Below are 18,781 nucleotides of genomic sequence, written 5' to 3'. Positions count from 1 at the left end.
GGAGTAGGTGAGTGAGGGAGACGCACGAGGCCCCGGCCGCCCGCCGGGGCCTCGTGCGCCGTATGCCGTGCTGACGCGCCGTATGCCGTGCTGACCTCAGCTGTGGTGATGTCAGCTGGCCGTGGTGATGTCAGCTGCGGTGACGTCACCTGTGGTGATGTCAGCCGTGTGCCGTTCCGGCCTCCCGCGAGGCCGGAACGGCACAGGACGGTGTCAGCCCGCCTTTCCCGCAGCGTCCTCGTGCGTGTAGTAGCGGTAGAAGGCCACCGCGAACACGCCCACGGCGACCGCCAGCGACATGAACACGGACCGCAGGACGGTCGCGTCGGTCTGGCTGTACAGGAAGCCGAACGCACAGCCCGCGAACGCGGCCCACATCACCGCGTGCAGTTCGCGCCGCATCATCGGCGCCAGCGCGCGGACGCCGATGTAGGCCGCCGCGAACGCGATGGCGCACACGAAGCCGAACAGCACGTTCCAGCCCGTGATCGCACCGGTGTCCCGGTTGATGGCGGCGGCCCAGAAGCCGTAGACGAGACCGGCGCCGACGGGTACCGCCCACTTCGCGATCGTGTGGGTCTGCGCCCCGAAGACGTCGGTCGATCCGGATGTACTCGCTTTCCCTGAAACGGGTGCGGCGTGAGCCATGGGAGGACTCCTCTCTGCTCGCCCCCCGCCTTCCAGGTCACACCTCGCCGGAGCCCCTGGCAAGTCGGGACGGGAGGCCCGTCGCAGGGCTTCTGCGAGGGGCGTCCGCCGGTCGTCGACGGCCGGCCCGCCGGGACGCGTCGATCATGGGCGCGGGCCGCGCCGGGATGCGGTGATCATGGTCGCGTGCTTCGCTGAGGTGCATGAAGCTCGTACTCTTCGGCGCCACCGGCATGGTCGGCAGCCGTATCGCCACGGAGGCGTCGGCACGCGGACACCAGGTTGTCGCGGTCAGCCGGTCCGGGCAGTCCCCGGTGCCCGGGGTCGCCTCGACGGCGGCCGACGCCTCGGACCCGGCGAAGGTCGCCGAGCTCGTGGCCGGCGCGGACGCGGTGGGGTCGGCATGCGTCCCGCCCCGGGACGGCTCCGATCCCCGCGAACCCTTCCTCGTCCTCAACCAGTCCCTGGTGGACGGCGTCCGGACGGCCGGGGTGCGGCGGCTCGTGATCGTGGGCGGCGCGGGCACCCTGGAGGTCGCGCCCGGTCAGGCCGCCTGTGACCTCCCCGACTTCCCGGAGACCTACCTTCCCGAGGCCCTGGCCCACCGCGACGCCCTCGCCTTCTACCGGGCCTACGTCGACGACCTCGACTGGACCTACATCTCGCCCGCCGCCGAGATCGGTCCGGGCGAACGCACGGGCGAATTCAGGATCGGCGGCGACCGCATGCTCACCGATGCCGAAGGCCGGAGCCGGATCAGCGCCGAGGACTACGCGATGGCCTTCGTCGACCAGTTGGAGATGCCCGTCCACCCGAACGGCCGGATGTCGGTCGCGTACTGAGCGCACGGAACGGGAGGCGGTACGGCGAGGTGGCCGCCCATAGATCCCTACGCGGCAGACTCCCGCGCGCCGGGCGGCCGGACGACGTCCAGCGGCAGAAGCCCCTGCGTGCGCGCGGGCGGAGCATCGCCTGGGTGCCGCCGCTGCTGCTGCTCGTCGCGATCGCGCTGCTCGACGCGAACACCTCCGGCAGGTTCCGGATCATCTCCTGGGTGGCGCTGGTACCGGCCATCACCGCCGCGATCTGCGGGGTGCTGGGCACGGCGACCCTCGCGGTGCTGTCGCTGCTCACCTACAGCGCCGTGGACAGGTCGTGGCCGCACGAGTACCGGACGGGGCTGCCCGATTTCATCCTCGTCCTGGCGGGCGGCGTCCTCGCGGTCCTCGCCTGTTCGGTGCGGGTGCGCGGTGAGCGGCGCATGCTGCACATGCGGGACGTGGCCGAGACGACCCGCCGGACCGTGCTGCGCCCGATGGCGCCGGGCTGGGGCGGCCTGGACCACGCCGCCGTCTACCTCGCCGCCGACAGCGAGGCCCGCGTCGGCGGCGACTTCTACGACATCCAGCCCGGCCTGCACGGCACCCGCCTGCTGCTCGGCGACGTCCAGGGCAAGGGACTCGCGGCGGTGGAGGCGGCGGCCGCGCTGCTCGGCACGTTCCGCGAGGCGGCGTACCACGAACAGGTCCTCACCACGGTCGCCGGCCGGCTGGAGATCCGGATGCTCCGGCACGTCCGCTACTGCGCGGCGCTCGGCCGCGACGAGGGCGACCGTTTCGCGACCGGCGTCCTGGTCGCCTTCCCCGAGGACACGGCGGCCACCGTCGAGGTCATCAACTTCGGCCACGAACCTCCGCTCGTGGTCACTCCCGACGGCGTACGGAGCCTGCCGCCCGGGGACGGACTGCCGCTCGGACTGAGCGAGTTGACGTCCGCGCCGCCGCCGGTGCTGCGGGTTCCGCTGGCTCCCGGCGAGACGCTGCTCCTGGTCACGGACGGTGTGACGGAGGCCCGCGACGCGGCGGGCGACTTCTTCCCGCTCCGCGACGCCCTCGTGAAGGCGCTGGCCCGGGACCCGCGCACCGCCGACCCGCGCCTCCTCGTGCGGTTCGTCCGCGACGGCACCCTGGACCACTGCGGCGGCCGGCTCGCCGACGACACGACGATCTTCGCCGTACGGCGCCGGGCTCCCGGCGGTCGGCGGACGTAGCGGGGACGGCGGACAGGGACGTCAGGTCCCGTCGGGCGGGGGTGAGTTCGCACGCCGCGCGTCCCCTCTTTGCATGCGCAGCGGTTACGGTGCTGACGTACCTGATCGATGGGGGAGGGAACCTATGCCCGGAACCGTGCTGCTTCTCGCGGCCTCGCCGGTGGGCAAGGGGTGTCTGGTGGACGCGGCCTCCGTGCTCCCCGTGCTCGCGGCCGTCGCCCCGTCGGTGCTCTCGGGCACCGAGACCGCGAACGTCGTGGAACTGGCCGACCCGTTGGAGCCGCAGGCCGTGCTGACCCGGCTGCGCGCGGCCGCGACGGCTCCGGGACCGCTGACGATGTTCGTGACCGGGCAGCTCCAACTGGACCGCCGCCAGCGGCTTCCCCATCTCGCGCTGGCCCGCACCACCCCGGCGACGGTCCGCTACACGGCGTTTCCCTGGCACTGGGTCACCGAGGAACTCCGGCTGCGTCCACCGGGCCTGACGAGCGTCTTCGTCGACCTGCACACGGACGCGGACACCTGGACGCACCTCGCCGGGCGCCCGCTCGCGGTGGGTCCGGCGACCGCCCTGTACGGCCGGGTCGCCCCGCCGCCGCCCCGTCGTACGGTGGCGCAGCCGACGTACATGAGAGCCGTCGCCACCATCCTTCGCAGTGGCCACCGGCCTCCCCTCCTCCAGCTCCACCAGCAGGCCCTGACGAGGACGTCGGGCGAGGACGCGACGGCCCGGCCGGGGGCGCCGGATCTGCTGTTCGCGCCCGGGCAGGGCGGTCCGGGTGCGCCGGCTTCCGCCGCTGCCCCGGTTGCGGGTGCGGTGGTCGCGGAGACCGTCGCGCCACCGTTCCCGCCCGGTCCCGGGCAGTCCTGGGCCGGGCAACCGTGGCCCCCGGCCCCGGGGTTCACGACCGTGACGTCTCCGCCGCCGCTCCCGCAGGCCCCGCCACCCGCTCCGTTCGCGGCGCCCGCCCCGCAGGTGCCGCCCGCGCCGCTCACACCACCCGAGCCGCCACTCGGCGCACCGTCCGGGGTGGAGCCGTCCGCCCCTCCGGGGTCCCGGCCGCCGGCCCCGCCGCAGCCGATGCTGGAGGCCATCCCCGACCAGGCGCAGCGGCAGGAGAGTTCACCGTCCTCCGATCCCCATGGGGAGATCACCGCCGCCGTCCGGGCCGGACGGCACGGTGAGGCCGTCGGGTTGGCGGGCCGCCGCGAGGAGGAGGCGCTGCGCGCGTACGGGCCCGGCTCCGAGCAGGTGCTGCACTGGATGGAGGTGCGGGCGGATCTGGCGATGTTCGCGGGGGACCCGGAGCGCAGCTGCCGTACCTGGCTGGCGGTCGCGGTGGCCCGGCTGGACGCGGGGCAGGCCGCGGACGCCCCGGAGGTGGAGTCGGCGGTGGACCGCGCGCACCACCAGTGGGGCCGTGTCGACGACCCGGCGCGGGCCCGCGAACTCGGCGCGGAACTGGCGCGGTTGCGGCTGCGCGTGCCCGGACGCCGGGAAGGCGCGCTGGACCACGTCCAGGAGCAGCTGCGCCAGTTGCAGACGCAGGCCTGAGGCCGGGAGGGTCTCAGTCGCCGACCGCCAGGGACGCCAGCGCCCCCGACACCAGGGTCCGTACGCCCGGCGCGAGCGTGCACAGGTCGGGGGCGAAGTGCGGACTGTGGTTGCTGGGCACGGCCGCGAGCCTGGTCATGAGGTCGTCGCCGCCCGGGGCCGCGTTCCAGACGTCGGCCGGGGTGCTGGTCACGAACCAGTAGGAGTAAGGGATTTCCCCGGCGGCGAGCCGTGGGAAGTCCTCGCTGCCCATGGCCGGACCGGGGTCGAGGATCGTCCCGGCACCGAAGACCTCGCCGTGCACGGCGGCGGTCCGCCGGTCGGTGTCGGCGTCGTTGACGGTCACCGGGAAGTCGCCGCCCACGGTGATCCCGGGCTCGGCCGGGCAGCCGGCGGCCGCGCACTCGCCCGCCGCGACGCGTCGCACGGCGGCGATCATCCGCTCCCGCACCTCCGCCGACTGGGTCCGCAGGTTCAGGGAGATCCGGGCCTCGGACGGGATGATGTTGTGCCGGGTGCCGGCCTCGATCCGCCCCACCGTCAGCACGGCGGAGTCCCGGGCCGCGACCTCCCGGCTGACGACCGTCTGGAGCCGCGTCACGATGTACGCCGCCGTCACCACCGGGTCGACGGTCGCCTCGGGCCGCGAACCGTGGCCGCCCCGCCCGTGCACGACGATGTCGATGTCCGTCGAGGCGGACATGATCAGCCCCGGGGAGTGCGCGTACAGCCCGGCGGGGCCGGGTGCCGCGTGCTGGGCGAGCAGGACGCCGGGCCGCGGGAAGCGTTCGAGGAGCCCGTCGGCGACCATCCGGGCGGCGCCCTCGCCCGTCTCCTCGGCGGGCTGCCCGACCAGCACCAGCGTGCCGGACCAGGTGTCGCGCCCGGCGGCGAGCGCCTCGGCGGCACCGGCCAGCCAGGTGACATGCAGGTCGTGACCGCAGGCGTGCATGACTCCGTCGGTCCGTGAGGCGTACGGCAGCCCGGTCTGCTCGGCGACGGGCAGCGCGTCCATGTCGGCGCGCAGCAGGACGGTGGGCCCGTCCCCGTTCCGCAGGACGCCGACAACGCCCGTACCGCCGACGCCCTCGGTCGTGTCGTACCCGGCCCTGCGCAGCCGCTCGGCGAGGGCGGCGGCCGTGCGGTGCTCGCGCAGCGACAGCTCGGGATGCCGGTGCAGGTCGCGGTAGAAGTCCTCCAGGGCGGGGACCGGGAGGTCGGCGGTGAGGTCCAGCGCGATGCGGGCGGCGGCAGAGGTCACGGGCCCAGCGTAAGCGGCGTGTGTCCCTCGTACGGGGGATTGGGAGCGGCCGTACGGCCATGGCGCCGCCGTCCGTCGTCCCCTGGACGGCCGGGACGGGGCGGGATGCCACCCCTTCTCGGTCGGCGGCCGTGTCCATGACGGGCAGAGCGCGTCCCCCGGGCGCGTTCGCCGTCCACAGCGTGTGGACGGGGGCGGCCGGGGACGGCAATGGCTCCGAAGGACCTGGTGGGGGCACGCACCCGGACGGGGGTGCGTCCGGTTCAGCGTCCCGCGGGGAGTCCCTGATGTCCGGCCGTCTTCGGAGCGGTGTGTGCGGCGGGGGCCGGTCCTGACGCCCTCGCGGGACCGACGTTCGCCACCGTGACCAGCGCGGCGACCGCGATGACGGCGGCGAGAAACCCTCTGGAGTAGCGCGCGAAAATACGTCGGAGCACGGTGACCTCGCAACAACAGCGGCGTATTAAGCAGGCTTAATCCGCCGCTTAACGTAGAGGTTCTCGTCCTCCCATCGCAAGAGGGTCAAGGGGAGTTGGACGAGAGTCAACAACAGGCCGGACTTAACTCGGCTTAATGGCATGCTTAACCCATGGCGGAGCGGGACGACCCGGAGATCATCGGGCGCAGGGTGCAGCAGCTGCGTACGGAACGCGGCCTGACGCAGAAGCAGTTGGCGGAGCCCGCGTACACCCCCGCGTACATCTCCACCCTGGAGGCCGGACGGGTGCGGGCCTCCGAACCCGCGCTGCGGCACATCGCCGGCCGGCTCGGGGTCGCCTACGAGGAGCTGGCCACCGGGCGGCCCGCCCACCTCGCCACCGACCTGCGGCTGCGGCTGACCGACGCGCAGCGCACGCTCGCCACCGGAGAGGCCGAGGTGGCCGCCGACGTCTACACCGCGCTGCTCGCCGAGGCGGAGGCGCACGGACTGGTCGCCGAGCAGGCCGCGGCGCTCCTCGGTCTCGGCGAATGCGCGCTGGACGTCGGGGACTTGGAGACGGCGCAGCGGCGCTTCGAGGAGTCGGAGCAGCGGATGGGGGACGCGCCGCTGCCGCAGCGGGTCCCCGCCGTGCGCGGCCGGGCGGTCTCCCATTACCTCGCCGGTGAACTCCGGTACTCCTGCTACCTGTTCGAGTCAACCCTCGACGAGCTCAACCGGACGGGCCTGCACGACCCCGACGCGCTGCTCCTGCTCTACACGGGAGTCATCGCGCCCTACATGGACATGGGCGCGCACGCCCGGGCCGCCCAGGCCGCCGAGTTCGCGCTCGCCCTCGCGCCCCAGGTCGGCGATCCGGCCCTGGTGGCGCGGATGCACCGGTCGGTGGCGCGGACGATGATCGCCGAGGGGCGGATCGCCGAGGCCGACGTCTCTCTCGCCAAGGCCGCCGAGCTCTACCGGCAGCTCCAGATCCGCACCGAGCTCGCCAACTGCCACTGGATGCGCGGTTACCTGTACGCCCAGAACGGCGAACTGGAGAGCGCCGAGGACGAGTTGCGCGAGGCGCAGGCCATGCTGTCCGCCAAGCGGGCCGCGCTCTACACCAGCCAGGTCGCGGTGGAGCTTGCCGACGTGCTGCACCGGCGCGGCAAGTCCGACGAGGCGGCCGCCCTGCTGCACCAGGTGCTCGGCGACCTGAACTCCGAACGGGGTGCCATCCACGCGGCGGCCGCGCACCGCCTGCTCGGCATCATCGCCGAGGACGCCCGGGACACCGAGGCGGCGGAGGAGCACTATGTGCGGGCGATGAGCCTGCTGGAGCGGGCGGGCGCGGCCGGGGACCTGGCGGACCTGTGCCGGCTGCTGGGCGACCTGCTCCGCCGTACGGGCCGGGTGGAAGCCGCCCTGGACGCCTACCGCACGGGCCTCGGCCATCGCACGGCCCCGGGCACGACGACCCTGGGCCCGGCCCCGGCGCAACCGCCTCTCTGACCCGCACCTGCGTCACGCCCCTCCGGCACCGGACCTGACGCACCGGCCGCTCGGACGCCGGAGGTGGCGGGCGCTGGAGACGGCGGGCGCGGCGGAGACGGCGGGTGCTGGAGAAGGCGGGCGGCGGAGGCGTCAGTTCATGCGTTCCACCGCGTCCTTCGCCTCCTTCAGGCCCGCGCCCGTGGCCTCCCGGTAGGCCTTGATCGCCTGGATCTTCTTGCCGTCGCGCAGGAAGGCGGTGACCTGCGGAAGGTGCGGCGGGTCCTCGCGGATTCCGAGGTGGTCCAGGATCAGGTCGAGCCGGCGCTCGATGTGGGCGATCCTGCGGTCGGTGCGGCCGAGCTTGCTCTCCAGGCCGGCGAAGCCCGCGATCACGAGCGCGGCGAGAACGAAAAGACCTGTTATTTCCATGGTCACTGATCCTAGAGTGCCTCGCCCGGAGAGCCGATGCGGCGCAACAGGCCGAGCAGCGTTGCCCGTTCGTCTTCGTCGAGCGGGCCGAACGACGCGGTGAGGACTTCGCGCGTGACGGCACGGCCTGCTGTCAGGACACGCTCCCCGGCCTCCGTCAGATGGTGCTCGATACGGCGGCCACGACCGGGACGGCGCTCGATGAGGTGCTGGGCCGCGAGCCGGGTGGCAAGGGTGCCGAAGGCCTGGTCGCCCTGGAAGGTCGCGACCGCCAGCTCGTGCGCGGACGCTCCCGGCGTACGGGAGATCGCCCGCAGCGCGTCCCACTGCGCCAGCGTCGTGCCGACCGACGCGAGGCGGGTGTCGAGCGTGCGGTGATGCCGGTACTGCGCCTCTTTCACGGCACGCCCCAGTTCCTCGACATCGACGGGGCCGGGGGGCGTGTCCGCGCCGACGCCGATGGAGGCGGCAAGGCCCGCTGAAGGAGCAGCAGCAGAAGTAGAAGCGGAAGCGGAAGCGGGGACAGGGGTGGGGGCTGCGGCTCGGGGCCCGGGTTCCTCATGGTTCGCGCTCATGTCCGCATCCTAATCCAGAATCTAAGCTTGCGTATATACGCATGCGTAGATAGCGTGAGGCGCATGACCGACACCGAGTTCCGTACCCGCACCGTCTTCCCGCGCCCCGACCTTCCCCTCGTCCTCACCGAGACCGGCCCCGCCGACGGCAGGGTCGCGCTCGTCCTGCACGGCGGGGGCGGGCCGGCCACCGTCGAGGGCATCGCCGCGCATCTGGCCGCCCGGCACGGCATGCGCGCCGTCGTTCCCACGCACCCCGGCTGGAACGGGACCGGGCGTCCCGACTGGTTCACCGGTGTCGACGACCTGGCGATCGCCTATCTGCACTGGCTGAGGGACGAGGGCCACCGCGACGTCCTCGTCGTCGGTTCCTCGCTCGGCGGCTGGACCGGCGCCGAGATGGCCTTCCGCGACGACGGCACGGTCATCGGTTCGCTGGTGCTGGTCAACGCGGCGGGAGTGGCCGTCCCGGGAGAAACGGTCCGCGACATCTTCGCGCTCCGGCCGGACGAGATCGCCACGTACTCGTTCCACGATCCGGCCCGGTTCGCCGTGGACCCCGCCACCCTCACGGAGGAACGGATCGCGGCCCAGCGGGCCAACCTGGCCACCCTGCGCGTGCTGGCCGGTGACCCGTACATGCACGACCCGAAGCTGCTGAACCGGCTCGGCCGGGTGCGGATCCCGGTCCTCGTGCTGTGGGGCGAGAGCGACCGGATAGTGACGCCCGGGTACGGGCGGGCCTACGCGGAGGCGTTCGCCCGGGGGCGGTTCGAGCCGATCGCCGAGGCCGGTCACCTGCCGCACATCGAGCGGCCCGAGGCGACGTTCGCCGCACTCGACGCCCACCTCGACACGCTCTAGCCGCCCGGGGTTCGCGAACCCGTGCCCGAGCCCGCTGTCACCGCGCCGCGCCCCCGTTCACTCCTGCCGGAGTCGACGACCGGGGTCTGTCCGAGGCTCCCGAGGTCTCGACGTCGATCACGGCTCCCGGCGACAGCTGCTGGTACAGCCACTTGGCGTCCGCCTGGCGCAGGCCGATCCAGCCGCTCGTGCGGTCGTGGGCGCCCGGGGCCTTCTCGTCGAACGTCATGGTGGCGATGAAGTTCTCGGAGCCGTCGGAGGCGCCGAGCACGATCACCCAGGGGGCCTTGATGTCGTACTTGTCGTTGAATCCGAGGTCCCGGGCGGTGAGCACACCGACGGCCTTCTTCCTCACGACCGTCATCCGGCCGGTCGGCGTGGGTGTCTTCACCGTGCCCGCGCTGATGGGGAGTTGACGGCCCGCTACCGACAGCACGCGCCGACCCAGGTCCACCGTGGCGTCCGGCGTCGCCGGCGGGGGCGCGGTGACGGTGGGGCTCGCGGCCGGGGGCAGCTCGCGGTCCGTGCCGCCGCCCAGGCTCAGCGCGAAGACCAGGGCGAGGGCTCCCGCGACGGAGGTGCCGGCCGCGGCCAGCGCCGTACGGCGGCGGCGTCGGCGGCGTACCGCGCGGCCACGGATCTCCGCACCGGTCAGCGTGGGCGGCTTCTCGCCTTCGGCGGCCAGCTCCCGCAGGTCGAAGGTGAGTTCATCGGACACGGCCGTCCTCCCTCTCACCCCTGCCCGACGGACCCGCGGAGTCCGGCGGACGCGCGGAGCCGGCCGAGTCCGCCGAATCCTCCGAGAGCACCCGTGCCAGCGCGGCCCGGCCACGGGACAGCCGGGCCTTGACCGTGCCGACGGGGGCACCGGTTTCGGAGGCTACCTGCTCGACACTCAAGTCGCACAGATGGTGCAGAACGATCGCCATCCGCTGCGCTTCGGGCAGGGTGCGCAGCGCGGCGACCAGCGTGGTGCGCTCGGGGCCGGGGCCCGGGGTGTGCTCGGGCGGCGGTGTGCGCCGCACCAGCTCCAGCCAGCGGCGCGCGCGGCGCCAGCGGCTCACCGCGAGCCGTATCGCCACGGTCCGTATCCACGCCTCGGGCGCCCCGTCGGCGAGGAACTCCCGCCGCCGGTCCCAGGCGCGGACGAACGCCTCCTGGACGACGTCCTGCGCCTCGCCGTGGTCCCCGGTGAACGCGTAGAGCTGGCCGGCCAGTCGGGGAAACGCGGTCGCGTAGAACGCGTCGAACTCTTCCTCGGTCATGCCCCCCGCCGGAATGTCCGGAGTTTTGTCGGCCGGGTGCAACCCGGCCGCCCCTGCCGTGCGTACAGGTCCCGTACGTCGAACATCGAAACACACCACAGGGGGATCACCATGACCACGGGACTGAGAAGCGGCCGCCGCCGGTTCGCCGGCGTCTGGAGCGCCGCGGCCGTGTGCGCGCTCGCGCTCACCGGTTGTTCGGCGCAGGCACTGACCGACGGAGGCAGGGGTACGGACGCGGGGCGGGCCGGCGGGGCGGCTGTCACGGGGACCGCCGAACCGACGGGCAAGGCGGCTCCCAAGCCCTCCGCGACGCCGCCCAAGTCCCTGACGGGCGCGCACATCAACATCGCGGACGGGCAGACCGTGGGGGTCGGCATGCCGATATCGGTGACCTTCGACCATCCGATACCGGTGTCCGAACGAGCCGATGTGGAACGGCAGCTGAAGGTCACCGCCGATGTCGAGGGGTCCTGGGGCTGGGTCAGGGGCCACAACCTGTTCGACGGGCAGCGCGTCGACTTCCGGCCGCGCGCGTACTGGAAGCCCGGCACGGCGGTCACCGTCCGGGCCGGAGCCGGAATCACTAGGCATTTCACGGTGGGCCGCTCCCTCGTCGCCACGGTGGATGTCCGTACACACTTCATGACGGTCGAGAAGGCCGGTTCGTCGCGCCGCGTGCCGATCACGGCGGGTGCGCCGGGCATGGACACCTGGAACGGCACGATGGTCGTCTCCGACAAGGCCACCAAGGTCTTCATGGACTCGCGGACCGTCGGCCTCGGCGACGCGTACGCGGGCAATTACTACTACGCCGTCCACCTCACCACCTCGGGCACCTACCTCCACCAGAACCCGAAGGCGAACATCGACGGCGGGCACCGGAACGTCACCCACGGCTGCGTCGGACTCGCCACCGACGGCACGGCGAAGAGGTTCTTCGACGAGGTCATCCCCGGGGACGTCGTCAAGGTCGTCGGCTCCCGCGACACGGTCGCCGTCGGCAACGGCTACGGCGACTGGAACCTGACCTGGGACCAGTGGCGGGCGGCGAGCGCGCTCGCCTGACGTACACCCGCGCGAAAAAGTCGTCGGCCGGTGTCATCCGGCCCCCGGGCGCCGGGAGTTTGTAGGAGGGGAGGGTGCCCTCCCGCCGTCCGAACGCCGGGTACATCACGAGGAGTTGTCCGTTCATGACAGGAACGCAGAAGTGCATGGCCGTCGCGGCGGTCGTCGCCCCCGCACCGGTCGGGGCGCCCACGGTGTACGCCGCCGAGGGCACGGTGTACTCCCGGCTGGACCTGAACTGAGCATGTGGGCGGGGGTGCCGGGCCGTCCGGGTCCCGGCTCCGCCGCCTCCCTCCGCCCCCCACGCACCCGACCCGAGGGACCGCAGGTCGTGCCGCACAACCCCATCGACACCCCCGAAGTCCACACCGACAGCGGGGACTTCGCCGAGTACGCCACCGCCGCCTGGCCCCGCCTGGTGCGCACCGCGCACATGCTCACCGGCGACTTCCACGAAGCCGAGGACCTCGTCCAGACCACCCTGGCCAAGGTGTACGCCCGCTGGCGGCGCATCCCCGGCGACGACATCGACTTCTACGTGCGCCGGTCGCTGGTCAACAACAACATCAGCCGGACGCGCAAGAGACGGGTCGCCCAACTGCTGATGCCGTTCGTTCCCGAGCGGGCCCACCAGCGCGAGCCGGGACACGCGGAGGCCGTCACCCAACGGGCCGCCCTGGACACGGCGTTGGCCGCACTGTCGGCACGCCAGCGCGCGGTGCTGGTGCTGCGCTACTGGGAGGACCTGGGCGAGGCCGAGACGGCCCAGTTGCTCGGCTGCTCGGTCGGCACCGTCAAGACCCATGCCCGGCGCGGCCTGCAAGCGCTGCGGGCCCATCCCCTGTTCACCGGCCGTCACCCCGTCTCCGGAGCCCGCCCATGAACCACTCGTCCCGTTCCGCGCGCACGTCGGCCGAGGCCGAGCGGCTGCGCGAGGTGTTCGCCGAGGCCGCGTGCGACGTCACGCCCTCCGCCGTGCCGTTGGGCGCCATCGAGCGCGAGGGCCGACGGCTCCGGCGGCGCCGCCGGAGCGCCGTGCTGGGGGCCGCCTGCGGGGCGCTGCTGGTGCCGCTCGCCGTCGTCGGACTCCGCGACGGCGTGGCCTCCGGTCCCGCGGGGCCGCTGACTCCGCCCGCCGGCGGTGGCTCCAGCACGAGCCCCTCCCTCTCCACGGGGGCCGCGAGGGTGCGGGTCGTGGCACCCGGCGAGCGGGTGCGGGTGACGACCGGCACCGAGATGTGGCTGACGAAGGACGGCACGCACTGGACGGAACCCGGCATGCCCACCCAGTCCAGCAACGTCGTGGACGGCAACCTCGACATGAACGGCCCCGGTGTCTCGTTCCGGTTGTCCCCCCGGGGCGACGGCCGCGGGTTCCTCTCCGGGGTCTTCCACGGAACGGGTGAACCGGCCCGCGTCGAGCTCACGACCCCCACGGGCGTCGTCCACGCCACCGCCCTGACCCTCGCGGGCAGGCCCGGCTGGGGTGCCTGGTACGCGGTGACGACGACACCGGCCTCCCCGGCCCCGGACGAGACCTCGACCGGCGACCCGTGGAGAGTCACGGTGTACGACTCCTCGGGCAGGGCGATCGCACGTCAGGGGTACCGGCCGTGAAGGGCGGACGTGCCCTGACGCGCGGGGCGGCACCGCGGAGCGCGCGGGCCGTGCCGGGCCGGCGCACGCGCACCCGGACCCTGACGGGGACGACGGCCCCCCGGCGGCGCTCCCGCATCCGGGCGGGGAGGGGGACTGCCCCTCACGCGGAGCGCGTACGCCCGGGAGCGCGCGTCCGGGCCGGACTCGGCCGGTTCCTCCACGACCGCCGGGTGAAGGCCCGCCGCACCCGGGGCCGTCGGCTGCGCCGTGCGCTGATCGCCCTGCTGGTCCTCGTGCTCACGCTCGTGGGCGCGGGGGTGGTGGCGTACCGGCTCACCGTGATCCCCGACCCGCACCCGGAGACCGCGATGCAGAGCACGGTCTTCCTCGACACCCGGGGCGACTACCTGGGGCGGCGCGGCCCGGTGGACCGGCAGGCGGTCCCGCTCGCCCAGGTGCCGCGCCATGTCCAGGAGGCGGTCATCGCGGCGGAGAATCGTTCCTTCCGCACGGACACCGGAATCTCGCCGACCGCGATCGCCCGGGCGGCCTGGTCCACGGTGAGCGGCGGAGGCCGGCAGGGCGGCTCCACGATCACCCAGCAGTACGTGAAGAACGCCCTGCTCAGTCCCCAGCAGTCGCTGTCCCGCAAGGCACGGGAGGCGTTGATCGCGATCAAGCTGGACCGCACCCGGTCGAAGGACGAGATCCTGGAGGGCTACCTCAACACGGTCTACTTCGGCCGCGGTGCCGCGGGCATCCAGGCCGCCGCGCGCAACTACTTCGGCGTCGACGCGGCCCGTCTGTCGGTCAGTCAGGGAGCCGCCCTCGCCGCCGTCGTCAACATCCCCTCGTACTACGAGAAGGCGGGCTCGGACGCCGCGGTGACGGCGAAACTGACGCGCCGCTGGGAATGGGTGCTGGACGCGATGGCCGACAGCGGGGCGATCACACCGGCCGAGCGCGCCGCGGCCCGCTTCCCCGCGTTCCGCTTCTATCCGCCGGGGGCCACGGACGGCCAGCGCCAGTACCTGATCGACGCGGCCGGAGCGGAGGCCGCCGACCGGCTCGGCGTCACCCAGGACGAACTGGCCCGCGGCGGTTACACCGTCCGCACCACCTTCGACCTCACCGCCCAGGACGCGGCGGCGGAACCGGCGGCCGGCCCGGCGGCGGCCGAGGGCACCCGGCTCCACTCCGCCGTGGTCGCGCTGGTGCCGGGCGACGGCGCGGTCCGGGTGCTGTACGGCGGTGCGGACTACGCCCGGCAGCCGTTCAACAACGCGTTGGCCGGAGCGGTGGAGGCGGGCACGGCGATGGAGCCGTTCACGCGGGCCGAGCTCGGCCCTCCGCTGGCCGCGCTGCCGAAACGCGCCGCGCCCTCCCCGCTCGCGCTGGCGGCCGCGTACGCCACGGCGGCGGCCGGCGGCCGGTACGCCGAGCCGTACACCGTCCAGAAGATCACCCGGGACGGCCGCACCCTCTACGCGGCCCGCCCGCACACCCGCACCGTGATGGACCCGCTCTCCGCGCAGCTCGTCACCAAACTCCTGCACTCCGCCCCGGGACCCCGGGGCGTGTTCACGGGTGGCGCCGGAACCCGCACCCTGTGGAGGACCACGTACGACGCGAAGCTGTCCACCACGGTCGCCCTCTTCGCCCAGCATCCCGCCCACGGCCGGCACCCGGCCCGCACCGCCCAGCTCCCCTCCACGGCGGCGGAGCTGGCCGCCGATGTCGTGGCGGGCGTCATGAACCGGCTCGATCCCGTCGCCGCGTGGCCGGTCCGGGCCCCCGGTCCGGCATCCGGGGGCTGATGAGAAGCCGCGTGGCGGCGTCGTCGTGGGCTCCTGGCGGGCCGACCCGCCCACGGCGGGACGGCACGCGGGTGTCCGCGCCGTCCGCCCCGTGGGCCGACCGCGGAGCGCCCGCGCACGCCCCCGGATTCCGCCACGGTGGCGGCCCACGAACCCGGTCCGGGGCGGGTCCCGACCGGGGTACGGGTCCGCGTCCGGCCGGGCCTGTGACCCGTCGACGCGATCTGTCCGGTCCACGACATGCCCGTCCGGAGGACGTTTCCGCGTGCCGGGATGATCGCGGAACGCCCACCCCGAGGGCTGACCTCCGGGAACGCGAGGCAGACCGGGCCGGGACCGCTCACCGGGGTCCCGGCCCAACGCGTTCCGGAGCGGTCCGGGACGTCGAGTCGGAGCGGGATCGAGACCATCAAGCCCTACCGCCCGCAGGAATAGGGCCCATACTGGAATCACGATGAGTAAATCCTCCGCGCCCCGGCGCCACCTGCCCACCAGCCCCTTCGCCGCACCCGTCGTCCCCGTGGCCAAGGAGTTCAGCCTCGGAGACCGCGTCTCCCACGACCAGTACGGCCTGGGCACGATCGTCGGCGTCGAAGAGGGCATCGCGATGCTCGTCGACTTCGGCGCCCGCCAGGTCCGCGTCCTGAGCCCTTACACCCGGATGGACCGGCTCTGATCCGAACACACTGAAGCAACCCCGGCCCGCCACCTCAGCCCGCGGCAGCCCCCACCACAGGTTGCCGGGGCCGCGGTGCGCGGCGGTCCAGGGTGGCCACCACCTGGGTGTGGAAGCGGTCGACGGAGTCGTCGACACTGCGGATGAAGCCCGATTCGGCGTTGCCGCGGGTGTTCCCCATCCCCCGGAAGAGGGACAGTCGGAAGCCGGTGATCCGGGCACCGTTGGCGGGCAGGATGTCCGCCGGTTCGGGACGCAGCCGCTCCAGGGTGCCGCGCGGCCCGCCCGTCTCCCCGTCGACGAGGGTCTCCACGTGCAGATCTGCCGGGGCCTCGTCGAGCTGCCGCACGAGCCGCTTGGCCCAGGTGAGCGGATAGCCCTGGTCCGGCGCCGGGATCTCGATGGACGTCCGTAGCTTGCCGGTGCGCAGGTCCGCGCAGAGCGCCAGGACGCCGGGCGTTCCCTCGATGCGCAGTTCGGCGTCCAGTTTTCCGTCCAGGCACAGCCGGTCCGCGAGGGCGACGCGCCGGTCCCGGGGATCCGTGCCACGTCTGGTCCGCTGGACGGGGAGCACCTTCTGGCCCAGTTCGCCGCCGAGCCGCAGACAGACCTGCCGCACGAGCCGTTCCCAGCTCTCCACGACGTCCACGGTCCGTGCGTCGCCCTGGCACAGGGTCTCGTCGTCGATCCCGTTGCGCACGGGCACCCAGGCCGGGCCCATGTTCTGGAAGCCGTGGCATCCGGAGTTCTCGTGCTGGAGGTAGTGCAGGAGTTCCTGGAGCAGCCAGGCGTGCGAGGCGTTCGCGACGCCCTCGTGGCGGATCAGCATCTGCGCCTGGTGCGTCACCTCGGCCCAGGACAGGTGCCGGAGGGCCACCTTGTTCTTGCGCCGGCCGTCCGTCTTGACCTGGACGAGCGGGCTGCCCTCCAGCTCGACATCGTTGGACAGGGTGATCACGGCCTCGTAGCCGCGCCGGGCGGCGATGTCGACGTACGCCTGCACCTGGTCCTGCTTGAGGGCGTTGCCGTTCGTCTTGGTCTCCACGAGCGCGGTCCACAGCTTGCCCGCCCGCTCGACACGGATGACGCCGTCCGGGCGCCGGGGCGAGTCCCCGTTCGGCAGCGTGACCTCGGTGAACGTCTCCATGCGTCCGGTCGGTGCCCCGAAGCCCGCGGTCAGCCGCCGGCCGAACTCCGGCACCTGCGCCATCACCGAGAGCAGGACGGAGGTCGCCCGGGTCTCCCGTTCGCGGTCGCTCTTCAGGGCGGAGGCCGGGAAGAGCCGGGCCGTGCGCCAGGCGTCGTTCTCGGCGAGGGACTTCTTGGCCACCTTGGGCAGCGTGACCTTCTTCTTGGCCGTGCTGGGGCGCGGGGCGATTCTGGGCGGGACGGGTGCCGGGGGCCCGGGGACCACCGGCTCCACGACGGCCACCGGCCCGACCGCCTGGACGGCCACCGGCCCGCCCGCCACCGGCCCGACCGCCTCGATGGCCACCTGCCCGACCGCCTCGACGGCCACCTGCCCGACCGCCTCGACGGGCTCCTCGGCACTCTCCTCCGGCCCGGTCTCCGCCGAGTCGTCGATGTCGACGCCGAAATCGGTGGCCAGACCGGCCAGGCCGGACCCGTAGCCCTGCCCGATCGCACGGAACTTCCAGTCGCCGGCCCGCCGGTAGAGCTCGCCGAAGAGCAGGGCGCCGACAGCTCCGGCGTCCGCGACGGAATACCGCAGCAGGCCCTCGCCCGAGGTGTCCGCGAGGGTCAGCCTCAGGTCGTCGAGATCTCCGAACCCGGCCCCCTCGTAGCGGCTCGCCGCCACGACGATCCGTTCGACGTCCGCCGGGATCGCGGTCAGGTCGAAGGTGATGCGGTCCTCGTCGCCGTCGGCCGTCGGAGCCTTCCCCAGGAGCTGCACGCTCCCGTCCGGGGCGACGGGGTTGTTGTAGAAGTAGAAGTCCGCGTCACTGCGGACCTTGCCGTCGGAGGTCAGCAGCAGGACGGAGACGTCCGCGTCGCCCTCCCCGGTCGGGCTGCTCCAGCCCAGACTCACCATCACCGAACCGACGTCGGTGCTCAACGACGACAGCGCGACATTGGCACCCTTGATCATCTCGTGCACGAGGCCCCCCAGATGCACAGCCGCGCGAGCTCCCGCAGCGGCCTGTTTCCCTTGTCATGTGTGACGCGCCCCACACTCCCCGGCGCATCAGGGGAACCATATATCCGCACCAGGGACCACCGGTGTCACTTCGTCCGCATTGCTCCCGGCCCCGAACGGCCCCCATCGCGTGCCCCCCGTCATGCCCCGGCCGAGGCTGGCCGAATGACACCTCGCGCGCGTGATGAGCTGCCGTTCGATGACGTGGCCGACTTCGAGAACGCCGATCGGGGGTTTTTCGCGGCGTTCGGGCCCGCTGTGGTCCGGGCGGAGGACGGGCGGGTGGTGTGGGACGAGGCGTACGGGTTCCTCGACGGGGAGTGTCCCGGGACCGCGCACCCGAGTCTGTGGCGGCAGGCGCAGCTGTGCGCGCGACAGGGGCTCTACGAGGTCACCGAAGGTGTGTACCAGGTAAGGGGCCTCGATCTCTCGAACATCACGATCGTCGAGGGCGACCGAGGAGTGATCGTCATCGATCCGCTGATCTCCGCCGAGACCGCCGCCGCCGCGCTCGCCCTGTACCGCGCCCACCGCGGTGACCGCCCCGTCACCGGCCTGATCTACACGCACGCGCACGGCGACCACTTCGGCGGCTCCCGCGGGGTGCTGCCGCACGGCACCGAGCAGGGCGTCCCGGTGATCGCGCCGGAGGGCTTCCTCGAGCACGCCCTCAGCGAGAACGTCTACGCGGGCACCGCCATGATCCGCAGCGGCGCTGCGCACGGCGGAGCGGTACGCGGCCGACGGCGACCTGCGGTTCGCCGCCACCCTCCTGAACCATCTCGTCTTCGCCGACCCGGACGACACCGCCGCCAAGCAGGCCCTCGCCGGTGTCTACGACCGCCTCGGCCACGGCGCCGAGAACGCGACCTGGCGCAACTTCTACCTGACGGCGGCCCTG

Annotated in this window: 17 protein-coding genes and 2 pseudogenes; 12 read left to right on the top strand and 7 right to left on the bottom strand. The window is 73.2% G+C overall.

Going from position 1 to position 18,781, the window contains the following annotated elements; genetic code table 11:
* Positions 1 to 213: 213 nt before the first annotated feature.
* Positions 214 to 648, bottom strand: a complete 435-nt coding sequence (locus tag ACFWBT_RS06775) for a hypothetical protein (RefSeq protein WP_385696776.1) — start codon at positions 646 to 648, stop codon at positions 214 to 216.
* Between the two features lie 203 nt (positions 649 to 851).
* On the opposite strand from ACFWBT_RS06775, the gene ACFWBT_RS06770 reads away from it, so the two are divergent.
* The 3 genes from ACFWBT_RS06770 to ACFWBT_RS06760 all read left to right on the top strand — a co-directional run bounded on the left by ACFWBT_RS06770 (position 852) and on the right by ACFWBT_RS06760 (position 4,253).
* Entirely contained in the window at positions 852 to 1,490 is a 639-nt protein-coding gene (locus ACFWBT_RS06770; protein ID WP_385696775.1) for an NAD(P)-dependent oxidoreductase, read from the top strand.
* A 29-nt stretch (positions 1,491 to 1,519) separates the two neighbouring features.
* Positions 1,520 to 2,698 (top strand): PP2C family protein-serine/threonine phosphatase, encoded by a 1,179-nt coding sequence (locus ACFWBT_RS06765; RefSeq protein ID WP_385696772.1) that lies wholly within the window; start codon positions 1,520 to 1,522, stop codon positions 2,696 to 2,698.
* A gap of 124 nt (positions 2,699 to 2,822) precedes the next feature.
* Positions 2,823 to 4,253 carry a hypothetical protein gene (locus tag ACFWBT_RS06760; RefSeq protein WP_385696770.1) on the top strand — a complete coding sequence of 477 codons (1,431 nt, stop codon included), beginning with the start codon at positions 2,823 to 2,825 and terminating at the stop codon, positions 4,251 to 4,253.
* 13 nt (positions 4,254 to 4,266) lie between these two features.
* On the opposite strand, the gene ACFWBT_RS06755 is transcribed toward ACFWBT_RS06760, so the two are convergent.
* Complete coding sequence (locus tag ACFWBT_RS06755) at positions 4,267 to 5,514, bottom strand: amidohydrolase (protein WP_385696767.1); 1,248 nt, start codon at positions 5,512 to 5,514, stop codon at positions 4,267 to 4,269.
* Positions 5,515 to 6,103: 589 nt separating this feature from the next.
* Between ACFWBT_RS06755 and ACFWBT_RS06750 the strand changes: the two genes are divergently transcribed.
* The gene (locus tag ACFWBT_RS06750; RefSeq protein ID WP_385696764.1) at positions 6,104 to 7,447 is read left to right on the top strand and encodes a helix-turn-helix domain-containing protein; all 1,344 of its coding nucleotides are present in this window, start codon (positions 6,104 to 6,106) and stop codon (positions 7,445 to 7,447) included.
* A 132-nt stretch (positions 7,448 to 7,579) separates the two neighbouring features.
* Here ACFWBT_RS06750 and ACFWBT_RS06745 read toward each other — a convergent pair whose 3' ends face one another.
* The gene (locus tag ACFWBT_RS06745) at positions 7,580 to 7,858 is read right to left on the bottom strand and encodes a ribosomal protein L7/L12 (protein ID WP_385696761.1); all 279 of its coding nucleotides are present in this window, start codon (positions 7,856 to 7,858) and stop codon (positions 7,580 to 7,582) included.
* Positions 7,859 to 7,869: 11 nt separating this feature from the next.
* The gene (locus ACFWBT_RS06740) at positions 7,870 to 8,319 is read right to left on the bottom strand and encodes a MarR family winged helix-turn-helix transcriptional regulator (RefSeq protein WP_385696791.1); all 450 of its coding nucleotides are present in this window, start codon (positions 8,317 to 8,319) and stop codon (positions 7,870 to 7,872) included.
* A 177-nt stretch (positions 8,320 to 8,496) separates the two neighbouring features.
* On the opposite strand from ACFWBT_RS06740, the gene ACFWBT_RS06735 reads away from it, so the two are divergent.
* The gene (locus ACFWBT_RS06735) at positions 8,497 to 9,297 is read left to right on the top strand and encodes an alpha/beta fold hydrolase (protein ID WP_385696759.1); all 801 of its coding nucleotides are present in this window, start codon (positions 8,497 to 8,499) and stop codon (positions 9,295 to 9,297) included.
* A gap of 37 nt (positions 9,298 to 9,334) precedes the next feature.
* Here the strand turns inward: ACFWBT_RS06735 and ACFWBT_RS06730 are convergent, their stop codons facing one another.
* Complete coding sequence (locus tag ACFWBT_RS06730; protein WP_385696757.1) at positions 9,335 to 10,015, bottom strand: L,D-transpeptidase; 681 nt, start codon at positions 10,013 to 10,015, stop codon at positions 9,335 to 9,337.
* Positions 10,005 to 10,562, bottom strand: coding sequence for a SigE family RNA polymerase sigma factor (locus ACFWBT_RS06725; protein ID WP_385696754.1), 558 nt, complete (start codon positions 10,560 to 10,562; stop codon positions 10,005 to 10,007). Before ACFWBT_RS06725 ends, ACFWBT_RS06730 begins: the two co-directional genes overlap by 11 nt.
* A gap of 111 nt (positions 10,563 to 10,673) precedes the next feature.
* Here ACFWBT_RS06725 and ACFWBT_RS06720 point away from each other — a divergent pair, with 111 nt between their 5' ends.
* The 5 genes from ACFWBT_RS06720 (at position 10,674) to ACFWBT_RS06700 (ending at position 15,722) form a co-directional block, all read left to right on the top strand.
* Positions 10,674 to 11,630 carry a L,D-transpeptidase gene (locus ACFWBT_RS06720; RefSeq protein ID WP_385696752.1) on the top strand — a complete coding sequence of 319 codons (957 nt, stop codon included), beginning with the start codon at positions 10,674 to 10,676 and terminating at the stop codon, positions 11,628 to 11,630.
* Between the two features lie 331 nt (positions 11,631 to 11,961).
* Positions 11,962 to 12,513: a SigE family RNA polymerase sigma factor gene (locus tag ACFWBT_RS06715; RefSeq protein ID WP_385696750.1), complete on the top strand. Its 552-nt coding sequence runs from the start codon at positions 11,962 to 11,964 to the stop codon at positions 12,511 to 12,513.
* Complete coding sequence (locus ACFWBT_RS06710) at positions 12,510 to 13,247, top strand: hypothetical protein (RefSeq protein ID WP_385696747.1); 738 nt, start codon at positions 12,510 to 12,512, stop codon at positions 13,245 to 13,247. The genes ACFWBT_RS06715 and ACFWBT_RS06710 overlap by 4 nt, the downstream gene beginning before the upstream one ends.
* A 212-nt stretch (positions 13,248 to 13,459) precedes the next feature.
* Positions 13,460 to 15,046 (top strand): transglycosylase domain-containing protein, encoded by a 1,587-nt coding sequence (locus ACFWBT_RS06705; protein WP_385696745.1) that lies wholly within the window; start codon positions 13,460 to 13,462, stop codon positions 15,044 to 15,046.
* A gap of 454 nt (positions 15,047 to 15,500) precedes the next feature.
* A complete protein-coding gene (locus ACFWBT_RS06700) occupies positions 15,501 to 15,722 on the top strand; it encodes a hypothetical protein (protein ID WP_037614735.1) in 222 nt (73 codons plus the stop codon).
* A gap of 34 nt (positions 15,723 to 15,756) precedes the next feature.
* Here the strand turns inward: ACFWBT_RS06700 and ACFWBT_RS06695 are convergent, their stop codons facing one another.
* Positions 15,757 to 17,832, bottom strand: coding sequence for a TerD family protein (locus ACFWBT_RS06695; protein ID WP_385696788.1), 2,076 nt, complete (start codon positions 17,830 to 17,832; stop codon positions 15,757 to 15,759).
* 213 nt (positions 17,833 to 18,045) lie between these two features.
* Here ACFWBT_RS06695 and ACFWBT_RS06690 point away from each other — a divergent pair.
* A pseudogene (locus ACFWBT_RS06690) lies at positions 18,046 to 18,609 on the top strand (MBL fold metallo-hydrolase); the annotation flags it as partial.
* Positions 18,596 to 18,736 (top strand): annotated as a pseudogene (locus ACFWBT_RS06685) (alkyl sulfatase dimerization domain-containing protein); the annotation flags it as partial. The pseudogenes ACFWBT_RS06690 and ACFWBT_RS06685, both read left to right, overlap by 14 nt.
* Positions 18,737 to 18,781 lie beyond the last annotated feature (45 nt).

This window comes from Streptomyces sp. NPDC060027 (genome assembly GCF_042737005.1).
Taxonomy (GTDB): Bacteria; Actinomycetota; Actinomycetes; order Streptomycetales; family Streptomycetaceae; genus Streptomyces.
The sequence above is the reverse complement of the archived record's forward strand: the minus strand, read 5'-3'. Positions and strand labels throughout refer to the sequence as shown.

Coding starts and splice junctions, on each gene's coding strand:
- ACFWBT_RS06700 (WP_037614735.1), top strand. CDS start 15,501: ATGAGTAAATCCTCCGCGCCCCGGCGCCACCTGCCCACCAGCCCCTTC.
- ACFWBT_RS06775 (WP_385696776.1), bottom strand. CDS start 648: ATGGCTCACGCCGCACCCGTTTCAGGGAAAGCGAGTACATCCGGATCG.
- ACFWBT_RS06745 (WP_385696761.1), bottom strand. CDS start 7,858: ATGGAAATAACAGGTCTTTTCGTTCTCGCCGCGCTCGTGATCGCGGGC.
- ACFWBT_RS06695 (WP_385696788.1), bottom strand. CDS start 17,832: ATGATCAAGGGTGCCAATGTCGCGCTGTCGTCGTTGAGCACCGACGTC.
- ACFWBT_RS06770 (WP_385696775.1), top strand. CDS start 852: ATGAAGCTCGTACTCTTCGGCGCCACCGGCATGGTCGGCAGCCGTATC.
- ACFWBT_RS06750 (WP_385696764.1), top strand. CDS start 6,104: ATGGCGGAGCGGGACGACCCGGAGATCATCGGGCGCAGGGTGCAGCAG.
- ACFWBT_RS06735 (WP_385696759.1), top strand. CDS start 8,497: ATGACCGACACCGAGTTCCGTACCCGCACCGTCTTCCCGCGCCCCGAC.
- ACFWBT_RS06725 (WP_385696754.1), bottom strand. CDS start 10,562: ATGACCGAGGAAGAGTTCGACGCGTTCTACGCGACCGCGTTTCCCCGA.
- ACFWBT_RS06760 (WP_385696770.1), top strand. CDS start 2,823: ATGCCCGGAACCGTGCTGCTTCTCGCGGCCTCGCCGGTGGGCAAGGGG.
- ACFWBT_RS06720 (WP_385696752.1), top strand. CDS start 10,674: ATGACCACGGGACTGAGAAGCGGCCGCCGCCGGTTCGCCGGCGTCTGG.
- ACFWBT_RS06710 (WP_385696747.1), top strand. CDS start 12,510: ATGAACCACTCGTCCCGTTCCGCGCGCACGTCGGCCGAGGCCGAGCGG.